The sequence below is a fragment of the Streptomyces sp. a15 genome (assembly GCF_059026085.1).
The window spans coordinates 113,392-131,828 of record NZ_JBWLKM010000011.1; the positions used below are offsets into that span (position 1 = coordinate 113,392).

Sequence of the window (18,437 nt, forward strand, 5' to 3'; positions counted from 1 at the left end):
AGGGGGATACGTCATGGGATCAGGGCACAGAGTCGCGGTGTTCGGCGCGTACGGGCACACCGGGCGGTTCGTGGTGGCGCAGCTGCGGGATCGCGGGTTCGTCCCGGTTCTCTCCGGCCGCGACGCCGACAAGCTGCGGGCGCTGGCGGCGTCCGAGCCCGGCCTGGACGCCCGGCCGGCGTCGGTCGACGACCCGGCCTCGCTCGACCGCGCACTGGCCGGTACGTCGGCCGTGATCAACTGTGCCGGGCCCTTCGGCACGACCGCCGCCCCCGTGATCGAGGCGGCACTGCGCGCCCGGATCCCGTACGTGGATGTGGCGGCCGAGATCGAGGCCAACGCCGACACGTTCGCGCACTTCGCGGACCGTGCCCGCGCCGCGGGAGCGGTGATCGTCCCCGCGATGGCCTTCTACGGCGGCCTCGGCGACCTGTTGGCGACCGCGGCGATGGGCGACTGGACGACGGCCGACGAGGCGCACATCGCGTACGGGCTGAACAGTTGGCACCCCACCGCCGGAACGCGCGCCGCGAGCAAGGCCGTCCAGGAGCGGCGCAAGGGCCGACGGGTCCGCTACACGAACGGGCGGCTGGAGTACCACACCGACGACCTGCCCACCCTGGAGTGGCCCTTCCCCGAGCCGATGGGCACCCGGGCCGTCCTCGGGGAGTTCACGATGGCCGATGTCGTCACCATCCCCAGCCACCTGTCCATCCCTGAGGTGTGCACCTACATGACGGTCGAGGCGGCCAAGGACGTGTCGGCCCCCGACACGCCGACGCCGGCCGCGGTCGACGAGCGCGGGCGGTCCGCGCAGACCTTCCTCGTCGACGTCGTCGTGCGCTCCGGCGGCACCGAACGGCGCGCTGTGGCCGGCGGCCAGGACATTTACGCGGTCACCGCGCCGCTCGCGGTGGAAGCGGTGCACCGCATCCTCGCCGGGCAGACCAAGGCGGTCGGTGTGGCGTCCGCCGGCGAGATCTTCGACGCGCCCGACCTCCTCCGCGCACTGTCCGCGCACATTTCCCTCGAACTGCGTCAGTAGCGGGCAGCCCGCCGGCGCCGCACGTGCGGCGTCAGCGGGCTGCGGCCGGGCTGTGGGGCGTCTTCGAGGGGGTCGGCCGTGCGCGCACCCATCCGAGCAGCACCACCGAGCACACCGCCGCGAACGCGCACCAGGTCGAGACGAATTCCAGCCGCCACAGGGCCCAGCAGGCCACTGCGCCGACGGCGACCAGAATCCCCAGCACCAGCAACCGCCGGTCACCGGACAGCAGCAGCGCGCCCACGGTGGCCAGGAGGTGGCCCGCGACCAGGAGCTCCGGATGGGAGAGGTCGACCGCATAGCCGACGGTGCGGCCGCGGATCTCGGCCGTCACCGGGCCGGTGGCAAGGCCGTGGGCAAGCATCGCGGCAGTCGCGGTCCCCACTGCGAGCAGGAGGATCAGCCGTGGCCGGGCGTGCGGCGGGGCGGCACACAGGACGCCCGCAGGCACCCACACCGCGAGCAGTGGCAGCGCGATGACGGCCCAGAGGACGGTAGCCGGTCCGCTGCCCCGTCCGAGGCCCAGACCACCGACTCGACGATCTGGTGAGCCCCGAGCAGCAGCGGCAGTGCGGCCAGTGGCAGGTCTCCGATGCTGCGCACCCGCGCCACGCAGGCCGCCCCGACGCCCGCGACACCGACGCCCGCCACGAGGTCGGCCGTCGCACTCCAACACATCACGCCACCAAAGGTCGACCGTCGTGCGTATCTGTCCTGCTGTGCGGGTCACGCTACGTCGCGCTCTCACCCGGCAGGGCGGGTGACACGAGGGCCGCGTCTCCATCCCCTCGGGCTCACTGCTGGTGGCGCAGGCCCTCGGCGTCCCGCGGTGGCCGGCCGCGGGGAGAGTCGCCCGCGGTGAGGTGTTCCAGGACCTCCACCAGGTCCTGGCAGGCCTTTTCCACCGAGCGTCTGGTGTTGCGCTGCTCGGTGATGACGGCTGACAGAAGCAGCGCTGTGAGGGCCATGGAGCCGTTGAACGCCTGGAGCTTGAACATCACTTCCACATGAGACAGCCGTTCGAAGGGGCCGCTCTGGTCCGTCGCGGCGATGGTGGCGGCTGTGGAGGCGAGGAGGGCACACAGAATGCTGCCCGCCAACTGGAAGCGCAGGGCGGCCAGGATCAGCAGCGGATAGACGAGGAACAGCAGGCTGAGGCCGCTGTACGTGGCCAGCGGTACGAGACCGCAGGCGATGAGGGCCAGCCCCGAGGCCTCCTTCCATCGGGACACCCGCGGTGGCAGGCGTGCCGTGTGGAGCAGCAGCAGGATGGGGGTGACGATCAGGACGCCCATCGCGTCGCCCACCCACCAGGCCAGCCACACGGGCCAGAAACTGGACGCATCGAGTTTGTCCAGGAGGACGAGAAGCCCCGCGCCGGCGGTCGCGCTGATCAGCATGCTGGCAAGGGCTCCCAGGAACACCAGCGCGACGCCGTCCCGCAGTCGGCTGAGGTCCGTCCGGAACCCGACCCGGCGCAGCATGAGGTACGCGCAGACCGGTGCCGCGGTGTTGCCCGCCAGCGTTCCGAGTACAGCGGGCTGCAGTGTGGTGATGGACATGATCACGAACAGCACGCCCAAAGTGATGCCGAGCAGGGACCGCAGCCCGAAGATCAGCAGGCAGGCCACCGCGACGCCCGTGGGGGGCCAAATGGGTGTGACCACGGCACCCTGGACGACGAGCTGACGCACGAGGCCCAGCCGCCCCGCCGCGAAGTAGCAGGCGGCGACCGCCAGCGTCTGGACGGCGAAGAGGGCCGGCCGACGCAGATCCTGGATACCCACCACAGCAGCCATCAGATACCGACGCCGCCCGGTCGGCGAGCCGAGAGACGTGCCCCCGCCCACCTACCGCCGTACGTCGGGTGCGTCGTGGCCGACGACCAGTACGGCCGCGTCGTCCTCGTGTCCCACTCGCTCGGCGCCCTTGATCACGGCGGCGGCGAGCGAGCCCGCGTCCATGCCCGCCACGGCGGCGACGCCTGCGAGCCGCACCACCTGGTCGAGCCCTTCGTCGACGTTCAGCAGGGGCCCCTCCACCACGCCGTCCGTCAGCAGGACGAACACTCCGCCCGTGCTGAGCCGGTACCGGGTCACCGGGTAGTCCTGCCCCTCCTGGATGCCCAGCGGCGGTCCCCCTTCGTCCTCGGCGATACCGGACTTGCCGTCGGCGGTGGCCCAGACGCAGGGGATGTGTCCCGCCCGGGCGCTCTCCAGCACCCCGGTGGACGGGTCGAGCCGCATGAACGTGCAGGTCGCGAACAGGTCGGTGCCGAGGGACAGGAGCAGCTCGTTCGTCCGGGAGAGGAGTTCGCCCGGCTCGCTCGTGACGGAGGCGAGCGCGCGCAGTCCGACCCGGACCTGTCCCATGAAAGCGGCGGCCTCGATGTTGTGGCCCTGCACATCACCGATGGACAGCCCGATGCACCCGTCGAGCATCCTGAAGGCGTCGTACCAGTCGCCCCCTACGTTGAGACCGTGAAAGGCGGGCGAGTACTGGACAGCCAGGTGGAACCCGGGGGCGACAGGCAGGTCTCCGGGAAGCATCCCGCGCTGCAGGGCGACGGCCAGCTCGACCAGGGACCGCTGGAGCTCGGCTCGCTCACGCGCCTGAGCGGTCAGCGTCCCGAGCCGGGCGAGCAGTTCGTCACCGTCGTCGGTTGAGGGCTTGCGGGACATCGACCACTCCGGAAGGTTAGCGTCCCTATGAGTATAAAAACCTATTTGACCCATTAGGGTGGCTCGGAGCCACTCGGCCCACTGCGGGATCGGCGTACGCCGGAACGAGTACGCGCGGTTACTCCCGCCGCCGGACGTCCTCGCCGCCCGCACCCGGCACCGTGTTCCAGGTGAAACTCAGCCGCCCCGCACGCCGGGCCTCCCTCGTCGTCCATGTCGCCGCCTCCGCCGGCTGGCTCGGGCTCACGCTCGGGCTGCTCGCACTCGGGATCACCGCGACCACCACCGGCTCCGCGGTGACCGTGGAAGCCTCCGTCAGGGCCATGAAGCTCTTCGCCGACTGGCTGCTGCTCCCCCTCGCGTTCCTGACCCTCCTCAGCGGCCTGGTGCTCTCCCTGGGCACCCCGTGGGGACTGGCGAAGCACCGGTGGGTCTACACGAAGTTCTGGCTCACCCTGGCCACGACCACCGCCACGGTCTTCGCACTGCGCCCCGGGGTGAACTCCGCGGTCTCCGCCGTCGCCGCGGGCGGCCCGCTGCCCGATGCCGGCGACGTCCTGTTCGGGCCGGTCGTCTCGCTGTCCGCCTACCTCTTCATGACGGTGCTCTCGATCCTCAAGCCCTGGGGCCTGACACGTCGTGGCCGGAACCTGCGGACGTCAGCCCGCACGCCCGCCGGGTCCGTGCCCCGTGACGCGGGTCAGATGTCCGCCACGAGGAGCCGGTAGCCGACATCGATGGCGTCAAGGGCCAGCAGCTCGGCGTGGCGCTCGCGCCAGCGGTCCGTGGCCAGGTCGTCGGCGAGTGCTGCCAGGCCGGGCGCGAGGGCATCCTCTCCGGTCTGGGCGAGCATGGAGATTCCGGCCCGCACCTGTGGGTCGAGGTAGGCACGGGGGCGCCGCCAGTACGCCGCACCGAACCCGTCCGTGCAGTCGTGCGGGACGGGGACGGTTACCTGACGCGCCCCGCCGAGCAGGGCGGCCAACCGGCCGATCGGGACGGCACGGGTGTCGTCGAAGGCTGCGGCCCGCGGGAGATAGTCGCGTACGAGCCAGAACCGCTCGCGGAAGATCTCCTGGTCCCACGTCAGGACGACGACGCGGTGCCGGGCGACCCGGCGGAGTTCGGCGATTCCGGCCGCCAGGTCGGTCCAGTGGTGGATGGTCAGCAGCGCCATGACGGCGTCGGCGGCGTTGTCGCACAGCGGGAGGCGCTCGGCGACCGCGCGTACGGCCGGCGCGGAACGGGGCGGGCGCTGGGCGAGCATGACGCGACTGGGCTCGACCGCGAGGACCGTCCGCGGCGGCTCGTAGGAGCCGGTACCCGCTCCTACGTTGACCACGTCGGCGGCGTCCCCCAGCGCGGCGTGGATCTGCGCGGCGATCCTCGGATCCGGCTGCCGGTTCCGGCCGTACGAGGCGCCGAGCGAGTCGTAGATGGCCATGCCTGTCAGTATGCGGAGCCGGGCCCCGGCATCGGGGCGCTTCGTGTGAGGCTGTACCCCTTCCCTCCGCCCCCAATTGGTGCGCATGTCACAGGCGTTGACCAGGATCTGGCGCAACAGCACAATGGGGGCGCGCGTTTGAGAGCGCTCTCAGTGCCTCCATGTCATCGCTTCGCCCCACACCTTCGAGGAGACCAATGACCGGCAGCCCAGGCCCGGGACTCAGCCGCCGTGCGCTCATCGGGACCGGGCTCGGTGTCGGCGCCGCGGTCTTCACCGCGGCCGGCTCCGGCGCGGCCCGGGCCGCGGAAGGCTCGTCCGCCGGCGGCGGCTCCGCGCAGCGCCGGGCGTACGCCTTCCTCGCCGCCGCCATGGACGCCTATCCGGACCACGGCACCGTCCGGCTGGCCCAGAGCTACACCGACCAGGCCGGTCTGTTCAGCACGGCGTTCACCTACGACAACGCCCTCGTGATCCTGGCCGAGCTCGCCTCCCGCACCGCGGACGGCCGCTCCAGAGCCGTGGCCCTCGGCGACGCGCTTCTCTACGCCCAGGCCCATGACCCCGTATACGACGACGGCAGGCTCCGCCAGGCCTACAACGTCGGGCCGTACACCTTCTACGACGGTTCGCCGCAGCCGGACGGCTTCGTGCGAGCGGACGGTACGGCCAACGTCGGAACGCAGTTCGGCTTCACCGGCACGGCCGTGGGCGACATGGCCTGGGCCGCCGTCGCCCTGGGCGCACTCGCCCGCCGGACCGGACAGCGCCGCTTCCTCACGGGTGCCGTGCGGATCGGTGAGTGGATCGAGCGGGTCGGCCGCACCGGGGAACCCCTCGGCGGCTACAAGTTCGGGGTCAACGGGGCCGACGAGAAGCTGCCCTTCACCTCGACCGAGCACAACACCGACCTGATCGGCCTCTTCGGACAGCTCGCCCGGCTCACCGGGGATTCGGTGTGGCTGCAGCGGCGGGCGCGTGCCGAAGCCTTCGTCATGAAGATGTGGGAGCCGTCCGGGGGCTTCTTCTACACCGGCAGCAACGACGGTGTGACGATCAACAAGTCGCCGATCCCCGAGGACACCCAGACCTGGACCCAACTCGCCCTGTCCTCCCCCGCCCATTCCGTGTCGCTGGACTGGGCCGCGACCGAACTGGCCGTCCTGGACACGGCCGACCGGCCCAACAGCTCCGTACCCGCGGGTCAGTCCTACGAAGGCGTCACCTTCAGCTCAGCCGCTCTCCTGGCGAACGAGGACGCCCCGATCGCCGAGGGCCAGCCCAAGCCGAACCGCAACGGCGTGTGGTTCGAGGGAACGGCCCACCTCGCACTCGCCCTGCGGAACCGGCACGCCCGCGCAGACGAGACACGCGCCCGGCGGCTGATCGCCTCCATCGAGCGGGCCCAGGACCTCTTGGGCGGCGACCAGACCATCGGGAGCAAGGCGGTCGCCGAGAGGTCCGGAGTCGTCTCGGCGAGCAGCCCGCTCGACACCGGCTTCGGGTTCGGCTACTACCCCTACCGGCATGCGGGGGCCACGGCCTGGTACCTGCTGGCAGCGACACGCACCAACCCACTGCGCGCCTGAACGAAGCAGTGGCGCAGGCAGCACGACTGCCGAAATGTCCCGTTGCGCATAGCACGTCCCGGCTTCCTACCGGACTCTTACTCGTCCCCCAACTCCCCTCCTGAGCTGCCCATTTGACCGGCCACCGGGACCTGGGTGCCGCGAGATCCCTTCAAGGGACCATCGTCATGGCTACTTAGGTTTGCCTACACTCAGCCCGCCCTGGAACGTGATCGTGCCGGGGCGTGCCTGAGAGGAGTTCCCCGGTGTGGGACAACGCGCTCCCGAGCTTCCTGATCGGCCTGCGGGAGGGCCTGGAAGCCGGCCTGGTCGTCTCTGTTCTGGTGGCCACCCTCGTCCGCTCCGGCCACCGCTCCCGGCTGCCGCACGTGTGGACCGGGGTGCTCGCCGCGGTGGGGCTGTCGATGGGGTTCGGCGCGGTGCTGACGTTCACGTCGGCCGGCCTGTCCGGGCAGGCGCAGGAGGCGTTCGGCGGTGCGCTCAGCGTGGTCGCGGTCGCCTTCGTCACCGCCATGGTGTTCTGGATGCGCCGGTCGGCGCGGAGTTTCTCCGGTGAGATCAAGGAGAAGGTCACCGCGGCGCTGGGCATGGGCTCGGGCGTGCTGGTCGTCACCTCGTTCCTCGCCGTCGGCCGCGAGGGGCTGGAGACCGCCCTGTTCCTGTGGACCACGGGACAGACGGCCGGCGAGTCCGCCGGCCCGCTCGTCGGTGCGGGAGCGGGCCTGCTGCTGGCCGCCGTCGTCTGCTGGGGCCTGTACCGGCGGGTGCTGCACCTCAACCTGACCCGGTTCTTCACCTACACCGGTGCCGCACTGATCGTGATCGCGTCCGGGGTGCTCGGCTACGGGTTGCGCGATCTACAGGAAGGCGGAGTGCTGCCGGGGGCGACGGCGTACGCCTTCGACCTGTCGGCCGGCATCGATTCCGGCTCCTGGTACGCCACCTTGCTCAGCGGCACACTCAACCTGACGCCGCAGATGACGTGGCTTCAGGTGACGGCCTACGGCGCGTATCTCGCCGTGGTGATGACGCTGTTCGTCCGCGGAGTGCGCGGCACGGACGCGCCCGTCGCCACCTTGCCCGTAACGGCGGCGCCTGCCTCCGCGTCCGTGACCGAACCGGCCGCCCCACGTCCCGCCGCCGCCTCCGGGCGACGCCTGCCCCGGTGGGTCCTGCCGGTGGCCGCGCTCGCCGCTCCCTCGCTGATCGCGGGCGTCCTGGTGGCGGTCGGCGACTCCAAGCCCGCCTCCGCCGCCACCGTCACCGTCTCCACCGCGCACTGCGGCAAGGGATTCACCACGCCCAAGCCCGGACGCCAGTCCTTCCAGGTGCGCAACAGCGGCAGCCGTACCGTCGAGGCGTATCTGATCGACCCGGCCACGACGGCCGTCTACGGCGAGGCCGAGGGCATCGCGCCCGGCACGACCCGCACCCTGATCGCCACGATCGGCGGCGGGAGTTACGCCTGGCGCTGCGTACCGACCAGCGGGCAGGCCGTCACCTCCGCGGCCGTCCGGGTCACGGGCGGCGGCACGGTGAGAGCCGTACTGCCCGTCTCCGAGAGCGATCTCGCCGCGCCGCTCGCCTCCTACCGTGCCTACGTACAAAAGGGTCTGGCCCTCCTGCTGACCAGAACCCGGACCCTGCAAGACGACATCGAGGCCGGCCGGCTCGACCGAGCGCGCAAGGACTGGCTGCCCGCACACGAGCAGTACGCCTCGCTCGGCGCCGCCTACGGCACGTTCGGGGACTTCGACGCGGAGATCAACGGGACGACGGCCGGACTGCCCGACGGGGTGAGGGACTCCGGCTTCACCGGTTTCCACCGGGTCGAGTACGGCCTGTGGCACGGCGAGCCGGCCGGCTCGCTCGCCCGGGCCGCCCGGCAGCTCACCGCCGACGTCGCCGCCCTGCGGAAGGACTTCCCCCATCAGGACTTCGACCCGGGCGACCTGCCGCTGCGCACCCACGAGATTCTGGAGGGCACTCTCCAGCAGGAGCTGACCGGTGCCACCGAATACGGCAGCGGCACGGGTCTGGCGACCGCCGAGGCCAACATCGAGGGCACCCGGGAACTGCTCGGCCTCCTGCGCCCGCTGATCGACAAGCGCGACCCCAAGGTCTCGCCCGCGGTGGGCAGTTGGCTGCGCCGCACCGAGCGGCTGGTGCTCTCCGCCCGCCGCGGTGACGGGAGGTGGACGCCGGTCGGCGAACTCCCCGCCGCCACCCGCCAGAAGCTCGACGGCGCCATGGGCCAACTGCTGGAGGAACTCGCCCCGATTCCCGACCTGTTGGAGATCCGCAAGTCAGCCTGAACACCCTTGCGCCTCACCACAGCCGCACCGCCGCACGCCGCACGACCAGGAAAGGACCATCCCGATGACGCCCCAGCAGCCGGGCCCCGAAGAAGGTCACGAGGGTGTCCGCCCCGCGGGCCGTCGTACGTTCGTCAGGACCGCACTCGGTATCGGCGCGGCCGGAGCGGCGCTGGCCGGAGCCGGGTTCGCCGGTGCGGAGCTCACCGGCGGGCGGGCCGACGCGGCGGAAGGCGTCACCACGGACGACGGGAAGGTGCCGTTCCACGGCGTCCACCAGGCCGGGATCACCACCCCTCAGCAGACCGCCGCCGCCTTCGTCTCCTTCGACGTCGTCGCCGACAACCGCGCCGAACTCACCGAACTGCTGCGTACCCTCACCGCCCGGGCCCGGTTCCTGACCGCCGGCGGCACCCCCGAGGACCTGGGCGTGGGCGCGCCGCCGTCCGACAGCGGCATCCTCGGCCCGGACCTCCCGGCCGACGGTCTGACCGTCACCGTGGGCCTGGGTTCCTCGCTCTTCGACGACCGCTACGGTCTCGCCGCCGCCAAGCCACGGCGCCTCAAGCCGATGCGCACCTTCCCCAACGACGACCTCGCCGCGGGCCAGTGCCACGGCGACCTGTCCCTCCAGATCTGCGCGGGCCACTCGGACACCGTGCTGCACGCGTTGCGTGACCTCGCCCGGCACACCCGCGGCGCCATGCAGGTCAAGTGGCGTATCGACGGCTTCCAGAACCCTTCACGTCCGTCCGGCACCCAGCGCAACCTGCTCGGCTTCAAGGACGGCATCGTCAACCCCGACACCGCCTCCGCCCGCGAGATGAACAAGCTGGTCTGGGTCACCGAGGCCGACGGTGAGCCGTCCTGGACGGTCGGCGGCAGCTACCAGGTGATCCGGATCATCCGTATGCGTGTCGAGTTCTGGGACCGGGTCTCGCTCACCGAGCAGGAGCAGATGATCGGCAGGCGGCGGGACACCGGCGCCCCGCTCGACGGCGCCCGGGAGACCGACGCGCCCCACTACGCCAAGGACCCGCACGGCCGGGCGATCCCGCTCGACGCCCACATCCGCCTCGCCAACCCGCGCACCGCGAAGTCGGACTCCTCACGCATCCTGCGCCGCGGCTACAACTACGACCGCGGCATCGACCAGGTCGGCGACCTCGACATGGGGCTGGTGTTCTGCTGCTACCAGCAGGACGTGGCCCGCCAGTTCGAGGCCACCCAGGAACGGCTCGTCGACGAACCCCTGGTCGACTACATCACCCCCACCGGCGGCGGGTACTTCTTCGCCCTCCCCGGCGTACGCGACCGATCCGACTGGCTCGGACGCGCCCTGCTGCACGGGTGAAACACCGGGACCGGCCGAGGCGCGCCCGGGCCGGTCCGCGGTTCGTCGCAACAACGGTCGGTTTCGGCGCCGATCAGTACGAAGGCCATGGTCACCGGTCGGTCGGGGACAACCTCACGGGCCATCGCGGTGTCCGGCGGCATGACTTTCATGGCTCACCCGCCCTTGACACGGCACTGGTAGGGCTGTTCCGGCCGCAGGCTGCACCCGGCGGCCACGACCTTCCACCCGGCGGCGAAACGGGAGAGGAACAGCGTGTCCTTGGCGAGCACCGCCCGGGCCTGGTTGCCGTAGACGTCCACGACGCGCAGGGCACCACCCGAGGCCAGTGATTCCTCACTCAGCGCCTTCGCGCACGGGTTGCCGGCCGACTGCTCCAACTCCTCCACGGTTCCGGGCGCGAGGGCCGTGCACATGCGGCCGTACGCGCCGTCGGCGACCGCCTTCTCGAACGCGACCGCGGCGTCCCGCACCTCGTCGCGCCGCTCCGACACCGTGCCGCAGGCGCTCACCGCGCCGGCAAGGACGACGGTGACGGCCACCCGGCACGCTCGTCCGGTCATCCACGCACCTCCGCACGGGCACGCCAACCCGGCCTGCCACCGGCAGTAGACAGCAAAGAACAGCCCCGAACGGCTTCCACGCCCACCGTTACCCCACCCGGCCGACCTGGCCGTCTCCGTGGCGAAGAAGGTGGGTTTACTTCCCGAAGAATTGGTGAGGCGCGCGGAATGCTGTCTTCCCCCACAACAGCCTTAACTCCAGTAACACGCGTCGGGAGCGACCTCGAGCCGACGAAGCAGCGCGACTCGTTCTTCGACAACGCCAAGTACCTGGCGATCGTGCTGGTGGCGATGGGGCACGCCTGGGAGCCGCTGCGCTCCGAGAGCCGCACCGTCACCGCGCTCTACACGCTCGTCTACGCCTTCCACATGCCGGCGTTCATCGTCATCTCCGGGTACTTCTCGCGTGGCTTCGACGCGAGCCCGGAGAAGATCAAGCGCCTGATCACCGGTGTGGTCGTCCCCTACGTCGTCTTCGAGACGGCGTACACGTTCTTCACGCGGTGGACCGACAACGTTCCGGACCGGCCGGTCAGCCTGCTGGACCCGCTCTATCTGACGTGGTTCCTGGCGGCGCTGTTCATCTGGCGGCTGACCACGCCCCTTTGGAAGAGTGTGCGCCATCCGCTGCCGCTCGCGCTCGGCATCGCGGCGCTGGCGACGCTGTCGCCGTCCATCGGCAGCGACCTCGACCTGCAGCGCGCTCTGCAGTTCCTGCCGTACTTCGTGCTCGGTCTGTGCCTGAAGCCGGAACACTTCCGGCTGGTACGGCGACGTGAGGCGCGCGTCCTGGCCGTGCCGGTCTTCGCGTGCGCTCTCGCCGTGGCGTACTGGGCCGTCCCGCGGATGGACTACGCCTGGTTCTTCCACCGTGCCAGTGCCCAGGAACTCGGTGTGCCCGCGTGGTACGGGCCCCTCATGACGCTGGCCCTCTTCGGCTGCTCCCTGACTCTGGTCGCCTGCTTCCTCGCCTGGGTGCCCGGGCGCCGGACGTGGTTCACCGCGCTGGGCGCGGGCACGCTGTACGGCTATCTGCTGCACGGCTTCGTGGTCCAGGCCGCCAATCACTGGCACTGGTCCCGCCTCGACTGGACCCACCGGCCGCTCGGCGAGATCGCCGTCACCCTCGTTGCCGGCGCGGTCGTCACCGCGCTGTGCACCCCGCCCGTCCGCCGGGTCTTCCGATGCGTGATGGAGCCGACGATGGCGTGGGCGTTCCGGCGGGATCCGAACGCCGGGGTCGCCCGGGCCCGCGCCGGGACGTGGTGATCACACCACGCCCTTCTTCACCTCCACGGAGAGGTCGTTGTCGACCGTGTAGTACGGGCGCAGGACGGCGCCGTCGACCGTAGCCGAAGGGTAGACGAACACATCCTTGCGGTCCGCCACGTCGTCCAGGAGTCGGGCGATCCGGATGGCAGGTGCTTGTGCGGCGGGCTCGACGAAGGCGTTCCAGACGCCGCTTTCGGTGCCCGTCGCTGTGGCCAGTTCGCCGTGGTCGACCGTGAAGGAGAAGCCTCGGCCGTCCTGTGCGACCTCCGGCTCCAGGGCGAGGACGCTGCCACTGCTGCCCCGTCGGCGCAGGCGCACGACGGCGCCCTCCTGGAACGTGGCGCCGTGCAGACGTGCGTCGACGGTCATCGACCGGTCGGTGAGATCGACGGCACCGACCTCCGCGTGGGCGGGGCGCAGCCAGGCCCGTACGGCGAGATAGCCGTCCTGGGTGGCGTACGGAATCCGGACGGCCAGCGGAGTCTGCCGGTCATGCGGGTGTCCGTCGACGAGGGTCCGCAGGTCGCGTGGGCCCGGACGCAGACGCTGCCGCCCGGAACCCGGTTCCGGGATGAGGTACACGTCCCACCGGCCCTCCGTGAGGACGGGCTGCGGCCCGAGGACGACGCGTTGGCGACCGTCGTCGACGGGCTCCAGGTCGAGGACGTGGAGGTCCTTCTCGGGCTGTCCCTTGTTCGGGCGCAGCCGCAGCAGCAGCTGCTGTCCCGGGGGCGAGCCCGGCGGGAGGTCGAAGGTGATCCGGCCGTCCGCATCGACCACGCAGGCAACGCGTGGCGGCTCCCTGTGCTGTTCCATGCTCACCGCTGTCCCTTCCGTACGATGCGCAGCGCGCCGCTGGCCGCGCCGAACGCGGCGTCGCGGGCAGCGAAGCCCTGGCTGACCAGGACACGACCGGCGCGGGCGCGTTCCTGTGCGGCCGGTCGCCCTGCCTGTCGTGCCGTGACCGCCTCGGCGAGCAGCCGTTCGGCCTGCTCGACCACGGGGCCGGGCGCGAATCGCCGCGCGTTCTCCAGGGCCGCGCGGCCCATCCGGCGGCGCCGGTCGTCGTCACGGACGAGGTCCAGCAGGGCGGCGCCCAGCGCGTCGCGGTCCCCGACGGGCACGAGCCGTCCGTCGACCCCGTCCTCGATGATTTCACCGGGTCCATAGGGGCAGTCGGTGCTCACCACCGGCAGGCCGCAGCGCATCGCCTCGACGATCGTCATGCCGAACGGTTCGAAGTTGGAGGCGGCCGCACCGATCGAGCCCTTCACCCACTCCGCCTCCATGGGTGCCGCGGCACCCATCAGGAAGACGTTGTTCCACAGGCGCAGGTCCACGATGAGCTGCCGCAGCCGATCGTGCTCCTCACCCTTGCCGTAGATGCGCAGCTGCCAGTCCGGACGTTCGGCGGCGACCACGGCGAAGGCCTGTATGAGCAGGTCGTACCGTTTCACCGGGACCAGCCGGCCGGCCGCTACGACCATCTTCGCGGTGCCGTCGGCGGCCGGGAGCGCGGGATCCGGCACGCTGTTCGGGAGGGCCTCCACCCGCACGCCGGGCAGCCTCATCTTGCGCCGGTAGGCGGCGGCGTCCGCCTCGGTCACCGTGGTGAGGACGTCGAGCCGGCGGTAGGCCCGGCGCAGCGCGTTGCGCAGCCTGGGCGGATGGTTGTCCAGGGTGAGGTGCTCCTGCCCGATGCGTCCGACATGGCGCGGAGTCTGGAGCGCGAGATGGACGTTGAGCCCAGGCCTGGTCCCGATCACCACGTCCGCGTCGATCGTGGCGAGGCATTCACCGATCCGCTGGTCGGTCAACTCGCTGTACTGGCGGTATCGGTATTCGGCCCGAGGGAACACCCTCGCCGGTCTCAGATGTAACGGATGCTCCTTCTCCTGTCTGAGGTCCACCAGAGGCCGCAGCGACACCTTCGGGTCCAGGGTGAAGTTCGGGTGCTCCCGGTGCCGCAGCACGGAGACGATCTCCACCTCGTGCCGCTCGGCCAGTGCGTGGGCCAGGTTGAAGGTGGTGGCGATCGTGCCTCCGATCCCGTAGGCGTTGTGAATCAGGAAAGAGATCTTCATGGCGGACTAGACCATGCCAACTGCCCTTAGGGTTGCCGCTCGTTACCACTTCGTAGTGAACATTTGTGCTGCTTGAACTGGCCGAACGGTATGAGGAAGGTGAAAAGGAGTTGCTGCGCCTACGAGGGCGTGGATAACGTCGCCGCGCGAGAAGCGTGTGATCACAGTGCGGCAAGGGAGGTTGATGAATATGGCTGCCGTCGGCCGTGTTCAGCATGCCCTTGTCCGGTCCGCGCCCCTGTCGAGGAGCGCGGTCCGGGTCGTGTCGACGACCAGGAGTGTCACGTGTCTTCCTTCCTCACACCCACCCACGCGGATCTGCTGACCGACCGCCTCGTCCTGCGGTCGTGGGCCACCGCCGAGATCGATGCCGTGCTGCGCGAGGTCCGGCTCGGCCATTGGGCCGAGGACTTTCCCGCCGAAGGCGATCAGGTCATCGCCGGCCTGTTCGCCGAGCATCCCGAGTGGCTCGGCGAGTACGGCCACCGTCAGGTTCTCGAACGCGGCAGTGGTCTGGTGGTGGGCTCGGTCGGTCTGTTCTGGCCGCCTGCCGACGGCCGACTCGAGATCGGCTACGGAATCGTGGCCAGTCGCAGGGGCCTGGGTTACGCCCCTGAGGCCACCCGGCGTCTGACCGCGTTCGCCCTCGCCGCGCCTGACGTGCACACCGTGTACGCCGACGTCGCGTCGTCCAATCCGCCGTCGGTCCGGGTGCTGGAGAAGGCCGGCTTCCGTCGGGCGGGTTCCGAAGCGGAGTTGCTCCGGTTCCGGGCCACCAAGACGGACCTGGCCCAGCGGTAGTCCACGGGCCGGGAAGCGGCGGCCCCTTGGGTCGGGGCCGCCGCCTCCGGGATCAGGCCAGCGGGGCCGGGTAGGTCGGGTACTCCACCCCGGAGACGTGCTGGACGACGCGGATGACCTGGCAGGAGTAGCCGAACTCGTTGTCGTACCAGAGGTAGAGGATCGCGTTGTCGCCGTCGACCTTGGTGGCGCCCGCGTCGACGATCGAAGCGTGGCGGGAGCCGATGAAGTCGCTGGAGACCGCGTCGGGGGCCGTGGTGAAGTCGATCTGGCGCTTGAGCGGCGAGGTCAGCGAGACGTCGCGGAGGTGGTCGAGGACCTCCTCGCGGTTGGTCTCACGGCCGAGCCGCAGGCTGAGGATCGCGATCGAGACGTCCGGCACCGGGACACGGATCGAGCTGCCGGTGATCGGCGCCTTGAGGTCCGGCAGCGCCTTGGCGACGGCGGAGGCGGCACCAGTCTCGGTGATGACCATGTTGAGCGGCGCGGAGCGGCCTCGACGGTCGGCCTTGTGGTAATTGTCCAGCAGGTTCTGGTCGTTGGTGAACGAGTGGACGGTCTCCACATGGCCGCGCAGGACGCCGTACTCGTCCGCCATCGCCTTCAACGGCGGGACGATCGCGTTGGTGGTGCAGGAGGCGCAGGAGATGATCTGCTCCTCCGGCTTGATGGTGTCGTGGTTGACGCCGTGCACGATGTTGGGGACGTCGCCCTTGCCCGGCGCGGTCAGGACGACCTTGTCGACGCCGGGGCGCAGGTGCTGCGACAGGCCCTCGCGGTCGCGCCACTTGCCGGTGTTGTCGATGAGGATGGCGTCCTTGATGCCGTACTCCGTGTAGTCGACCTCCGACGGGTCGCCCGCGTAGATCACCTTGATCTCGTTGCCGTTGGCGATGATCGTGCTGTTCGCCTCGTCGACGGTGATCGTGCCCTGGAACTGGCCGTGGATGGAGTCACGGCGCAGCAGCGAGGCGCGCTTGATGATGTCCTGCTCGCCGCCGCCGCGGACGACGACGGCACGCAGCCTGAGGCCGTTGCCGGAGCCGGACTTCTCGATGAGCAGGCGGGCGACGAGGCGGCCGATGCGGCCGAAGCCGTACAGGACGACGTCGCGTCCTTCCCGGCGCTCGATCTTGTTGGCGCCCGTGGCACCGGCGACAGCCTCGGCGGTGAAGGCCGCCACCGACAGGCCTCGGTCGTCGGTCCGGTACGTCGCGGCCAGCATGCCTATGTCGATCTGGGACGGGCCGAGGTCCAGGGTGGTGAGGGCCTGGAGGAACGGCAGGGTCTCGGTGACCGACAGTTCCTCCCCGGCGATCTGCCGGGCGAACCGGTGGGTCTTGAGGATGCTGACCACTGACTTGTTCACCAGGGAACGGCTGTGGAGCAGCACGGTGACGTCCTGCTCCCGGTGCAGCCTCCCGATGATCGGGATCATCGACTCCGCGATCTCCTCGCGGTTCTTCCAGTTGGTGAACGAGTCCTCGTTGACAGTCACAGTTTTCTCTTTCGAGCTAGGTGGCGCTCATATGCTAGTACCCCTCTGTTCTGATCAAGCGGGGGGATCCACCTGCGGCCGCGATGCTGTCCGGCTCAGCGTGCGCAGTGCCTCGCCGAGTGCCGCCACGCCTTCGGCTATGGCGCCTGGTGCGGTGGCCGCGTAGCCGAGGACGAGGCCGGGACGGCCGGGGAGTTGGCGGTGCCAGGACAGGGGCTGGCACTTCACGCCCCGGGCGAGCGCGGCGGCGGCCAGTTCGGTGTCGGGTACCTGCGGCTCGTACGTGACGGTCAGGTGGAGACCGGCCGCGGCTCCGTGCACGGTCGCGCCCGGGAGATGCCGGGCGATGGCGTCGATCATCGCGTCGCGGCGGCGTCGGTGACGGCCGCGCAGCAGGCGTAGGTGGCGTTCCAGGTCGCCGGAGTCCATGAGCCGGGCGAGTACCAGCTGGGGCAGGACGGCGTTGCCCAGGTCCGTGAAGCGCTTCGCTTCGGTCAGCGCGTCGCGGTAGCGGGGCGGGGGTACCAGCCAGCCGATCCGCAGGGCGGGTGCGAGGAGTTTGGAGACGCTGCCCGCGTAGCAGACGTGGTCGGCGAGCAGGGCGCGCAGTGCGGGTACCGGCGGCCGGTCGTAGCGGTGCTCCGCGTCGTAGTCGTCCTCCACGATCAGACCGCCGTCCTCGGCCCAGCGCAGGAGGTCGCGGCGGCGTTCGCCGCTCATGACCACGCCGGTGGGGAACTGGTGGGCGGGGGTGAGCAGCGCCGCGCGGGCGCCGGTGGCGCGCAGTGCGTCCACGCGGACGCCGTCGTCGTCGACCGGTACCGGTGGGGTGGCGAGGGCTCCGTTCGCCAGGTGCTGGCGGGTGCCGAGCGAGCCCGGGTCCTCCACCGCGATGCTGTCGATGCCTGCCGCCCGCAGCACGGGGTGCAGCAGGGTGAGCGCCTGTGCGGTGCCGGCGACGATCAGTACCTCGTCCGGTTCCACCCGGATGCCCCGGCTGCGGGCCAGCCAGCCGGCCACGGCCCGGCGCAGCTGAGGGGCGCCACGCGGGTCGCCGTAACCGAGCTGCTCGGCGGACAGGCCGGTGAGTACGGCCCGTTCCGCGCGCAGCCAGGCGGTGCGGGGGAACGCGGCGAGGTCGGGCTGACCGGGGGTGAAGTCGACGCGGGCGCGGACGGCGCGCAGGGCGTCGAAGACCTCGGCGCCGGGCTCGCCGACGAAGAGGGTGCCTGGTGCGGAGTCGTCGATGGAACCGGCGTGGCCGGTGGGGGACGTCGGCGGCGACAGGGCGGGCGCCGCGACCACCACCGTCCCGCCGCGCCGGCGTCCCTCGACGTGGCCGTCCTCGGTGAGCCGCCGGTATGCCTCGGTGACCACCCCGCGGGAGACCCGCAGCTCGCCGGCGAGCACCCGGGTGGGCGGCAGCCGGCTTCCCACCGCGAGCCGTCCGTCGGCTATCGCCTGGCGCAGCCGCCGAGCCAGCCAGTCGGCCTTGCCGGAACCCGATGCGTCACCGGCGTCGAGCTGGAGGAAGTCGGAGCCGTAGGGCGGTGGGTCGGGGTCTGGCTGCGGGGCTTTGCCGGACCCGTAGGGCGGTCGGTCGGGGTCTGACTGCGGGACTCTGCCGGAGCCGTAGAGCGGTCGGTCCGGGTCTGACTGCGGGACTTCACCGCACCCGTAGAGCGGCAGGCCGAGGCCTGGCTGCGGGACTTCACCGCACCCGTAGGCCGGTCGGTCCGGGTCTGACTGCGGGACTCTGCCAGACCCGTAGGCCGGTCGGTCCGGGTCTGA

The 18,437-nt window shown here is 70.9% G+C and carries 15 protein-coding genes and 1 pseudogene; 7 read left to right on the forward strand and 9 right to left on the reverse strand.

Annotated elements, in window-relative coordinates:
- The first annotated feature begins 13 nt into the window (after positions 1–13).
- The gene (locus tag AC5P09_RS14745; RefSeq protein WP_493874318.1) at positions 14–1,045 is read left to right on the forward strand and encodes a saccharopine dehydrogenase family protein; all 1,032 of its coding nucleotides are present in this window, start codon (positions 14–16) and stop codon (positions 1,043–1,045) included.
- A 31-nt stretch (positions 1,046–1,076) separates the two neighbouring features.
- On the opposite strand, the pseudogene AC5P09_RS14750 reads toward AC5P09_RS14745, so the two are convergent.
- The 3 genes and pseudogenes from AC5P09_RS14750 to AC5P09_RS14760 all read right to left on the reverse strand — a co-directional run bounded on the left by AC5P09_RS14750 (position 1,077) and on the right by AC5P09_RS14760 (position 3,726).
- Positions 1,077–1,723 (reverse strand): annotated as a pseudogene (locus AC5P09_RS14750) (DUF6629 family protein).
- A 116-nt stretch (positions 1,724–1,839) separates the two neighbouring features.
- Positions 1,840–2,844, reverse strand: a complete 1,005-nt coding sequence (locus tag AC5P09_RS14755; protein ID WP_493874319.1) for an MASE1 domain-containing protein — start codon at positions 2,842–2,844, stop codon at positions 1,840–1,842.
- 51 nt (positions 2,845–2,895) lie between these two features.
- Complete coding sequence (locus AC5P09_RS14760) at positions 2,896–3,726, reverse strand: PP2C family protein-serine/threonine phosphatase (RefSeq protein WP_493874320.1); 831 nt, start codon at positions 3,724–3,726, stop codon at positions 2,896–2,898.
- 170 nt (positions 3,727–3,896) lie between these two features.
- On the opposite strand from AC5P09_RS14760, the gene AC5P09_RS14765 reads away from it, so the two are divergent.
- Positions 3,897–4,454, forward strand: a complete 558-nt coding sequence (locus AC5P09_RS14765; RefSeq protein ID WP_493874321.1) for a DUF2269 domain-containing protein — start codon at positions 3,897–3,899, stop codon at positions 4,452–4,454.
- Here the strand turns inward: AC5P09_RS14765 and AC5P09_RS14770 are convergent.
- Positions 4,427–5,170, reverse strand: a complete 744-nt coding sequence (locus AC5P09_RS14770; protein WP_493874322.1) for a class I SAM-dependent methyltransferase — start codon at positions 5,168–5,170, stop codon at positions 4,427–4,429. The two genes, AC5P09_RS14765 and AC5P09_RS14770, sit on opposite strands and share 28 nt — an antisense overlap.
- Positions 5,171–5,367: 197 nt before the next feature.
- Between AC5P09_RS14770 and AC5P09_RS14775 the strand changes: the two genes are divergently transcribed.
- From AC5P09_RS14775 to efeB, 3 genes are all read left to right on the forward strand, one after another.
- Positions 5,368–6,759, forward strand: coding sequence for a Tat pathway signal sequence domain protein (locus AC5P09_RS14775; protein ID WP_493874323.1), 1,392 nt, complete (start codon positions 5,368–5,370; stop codon positions 6,757–6,759).
- Positions 6,760–7,004: 245 nt separating this feature from the next.
- Entirely contained in the window at positions 7,005–9,074 is a 2,070-nt protein-coding gene (gene efeU, locus AC5P09_RS14780; RefSeq protein ID WP_493874324.1) for an iron uptake transporter permease EfeU, read from the forward strand.
- Between the two features lie 64 nt (positions 9,075–9,138).
- Positions 9,139–10,428 (forward strand): iron uptake transporter deferrochelatase/peroxidase subunit, encoded by a 1,290-nt coding sequence (efeB, locus tag AC5P09_RS14785; RefSeq protein ID WP_493874325.1) that lies wholly within the window; start codon positions 9,139–9,141, stop codon positions 10,426–10,428.
- 155 nt (positions 10,429–10,583) lie between these two features.
- On the opposite strand, the gene AC5P09_RS14790 is transcribed toward efeB, so the two are convergent.
- Positions 10,584–10,991, reverse strand: coding sequence for a hypothetical protein (locus AC5P09_RS14790; protein WP_493874326.1), 408 nt, complete (start codon positions 10,989–10,991; stop codon positions 10,584–10,586).
- 168 nt (positions 10,992–11,159) lie between these two features.
- Here AC5P09_RS14790 and AC5P09_RS14795 point away from each other — a divergent pair, with 168 nt between their 5' ends.
- A complete protein-coding gene (locus tag AC5P09_RS14795) occupies positions 11,160–12,260 on the forward strand; it encodes an acyltransferase family protein (RefSeq protein WP_493874327.1) in 1,101 nt (366 codons plus the stop codon).
- Here the strand turns inward: AC5P09_RS14795 and AC5P09_RS14800 are convergent, their stop codons facing one another.
- Together AC5P09_RS14800 and AC5P09_RS14805 are read right to left on the reverse strand one after the other, a co-directional pair.
- Positions 12,261–13,079 (reverse strand): hypothetical protein, encoded by an 819-nt coding sequence (locus tag AC5P09_RS14800; RefSeq protein ID WP_493874328.1) that lies wholly within the window; start codon positions 13,077–13,079, stop codon positions 12,261–12,263.
- A gap of 2 nt (positions 13,080–13,081) precedes the next feature.
- On the reverse strand, positions 13,082–14,347 hold the full coding sequence (locus tag AC5P09_RS14805) for a glycosyltransferase family 4 protein (protein WP_493874329.1): 1,266 nt from the start codon (positions 14,345–14,347) through the stop codon (positions 13,082–13,084).
- Positions 14,348–14,632: 285 nt separating this feature from the next.
- On the opposite strand from AC5P09_RS14805, the gene AC5P09_RS14810 reads away from it, so the two are divergent.
- Positions 14,633–15,148, forward strand: coding sequence for a GNAT family N-acetyltransferase (locus AC5P09_RS14810; RefSeq protein WP_493874330.1), 516 nt, complete (start codon positions 14,633–14,635; stop codon positions 15,146–15,148).
- Positions 15,149–15,200: 52 nt separating this feature from the next.
- Here the strand turns inward: AC5P09_RS14810 and AC5P09_RS14815 are convergent, their stop codons facing one another.
- Positions 15,201–16,646 carry a glyceraldehyde-3-phosphate dehydrogenase gene (locus AC5P09_RS14815; protein ID WP_493874331.1) on the reverse strand — a complete coding sequence of 482 codons (1,446 nt, stop codon included), beginning with the start codon at positions 16,644–16,646 and terminating at the stop codon, positions 15,201–15,203.
- A 54-nt stretch (positions 16,647–16,700) separates the two neighbouring features.
- Entirely contained in the window at positions 16,701–18,128 is a 1,428-nt protein-coding gene (gene pdxR, locus AC5P09_RS14820) for a MocR-like pyridoxine biosynthesis transcription factor PdxR (RefSeq protein ID WP_493874399.1), read from the reverse strand.
- Positions 18,129–18,437: the final 309 nt, after the last annotated feature.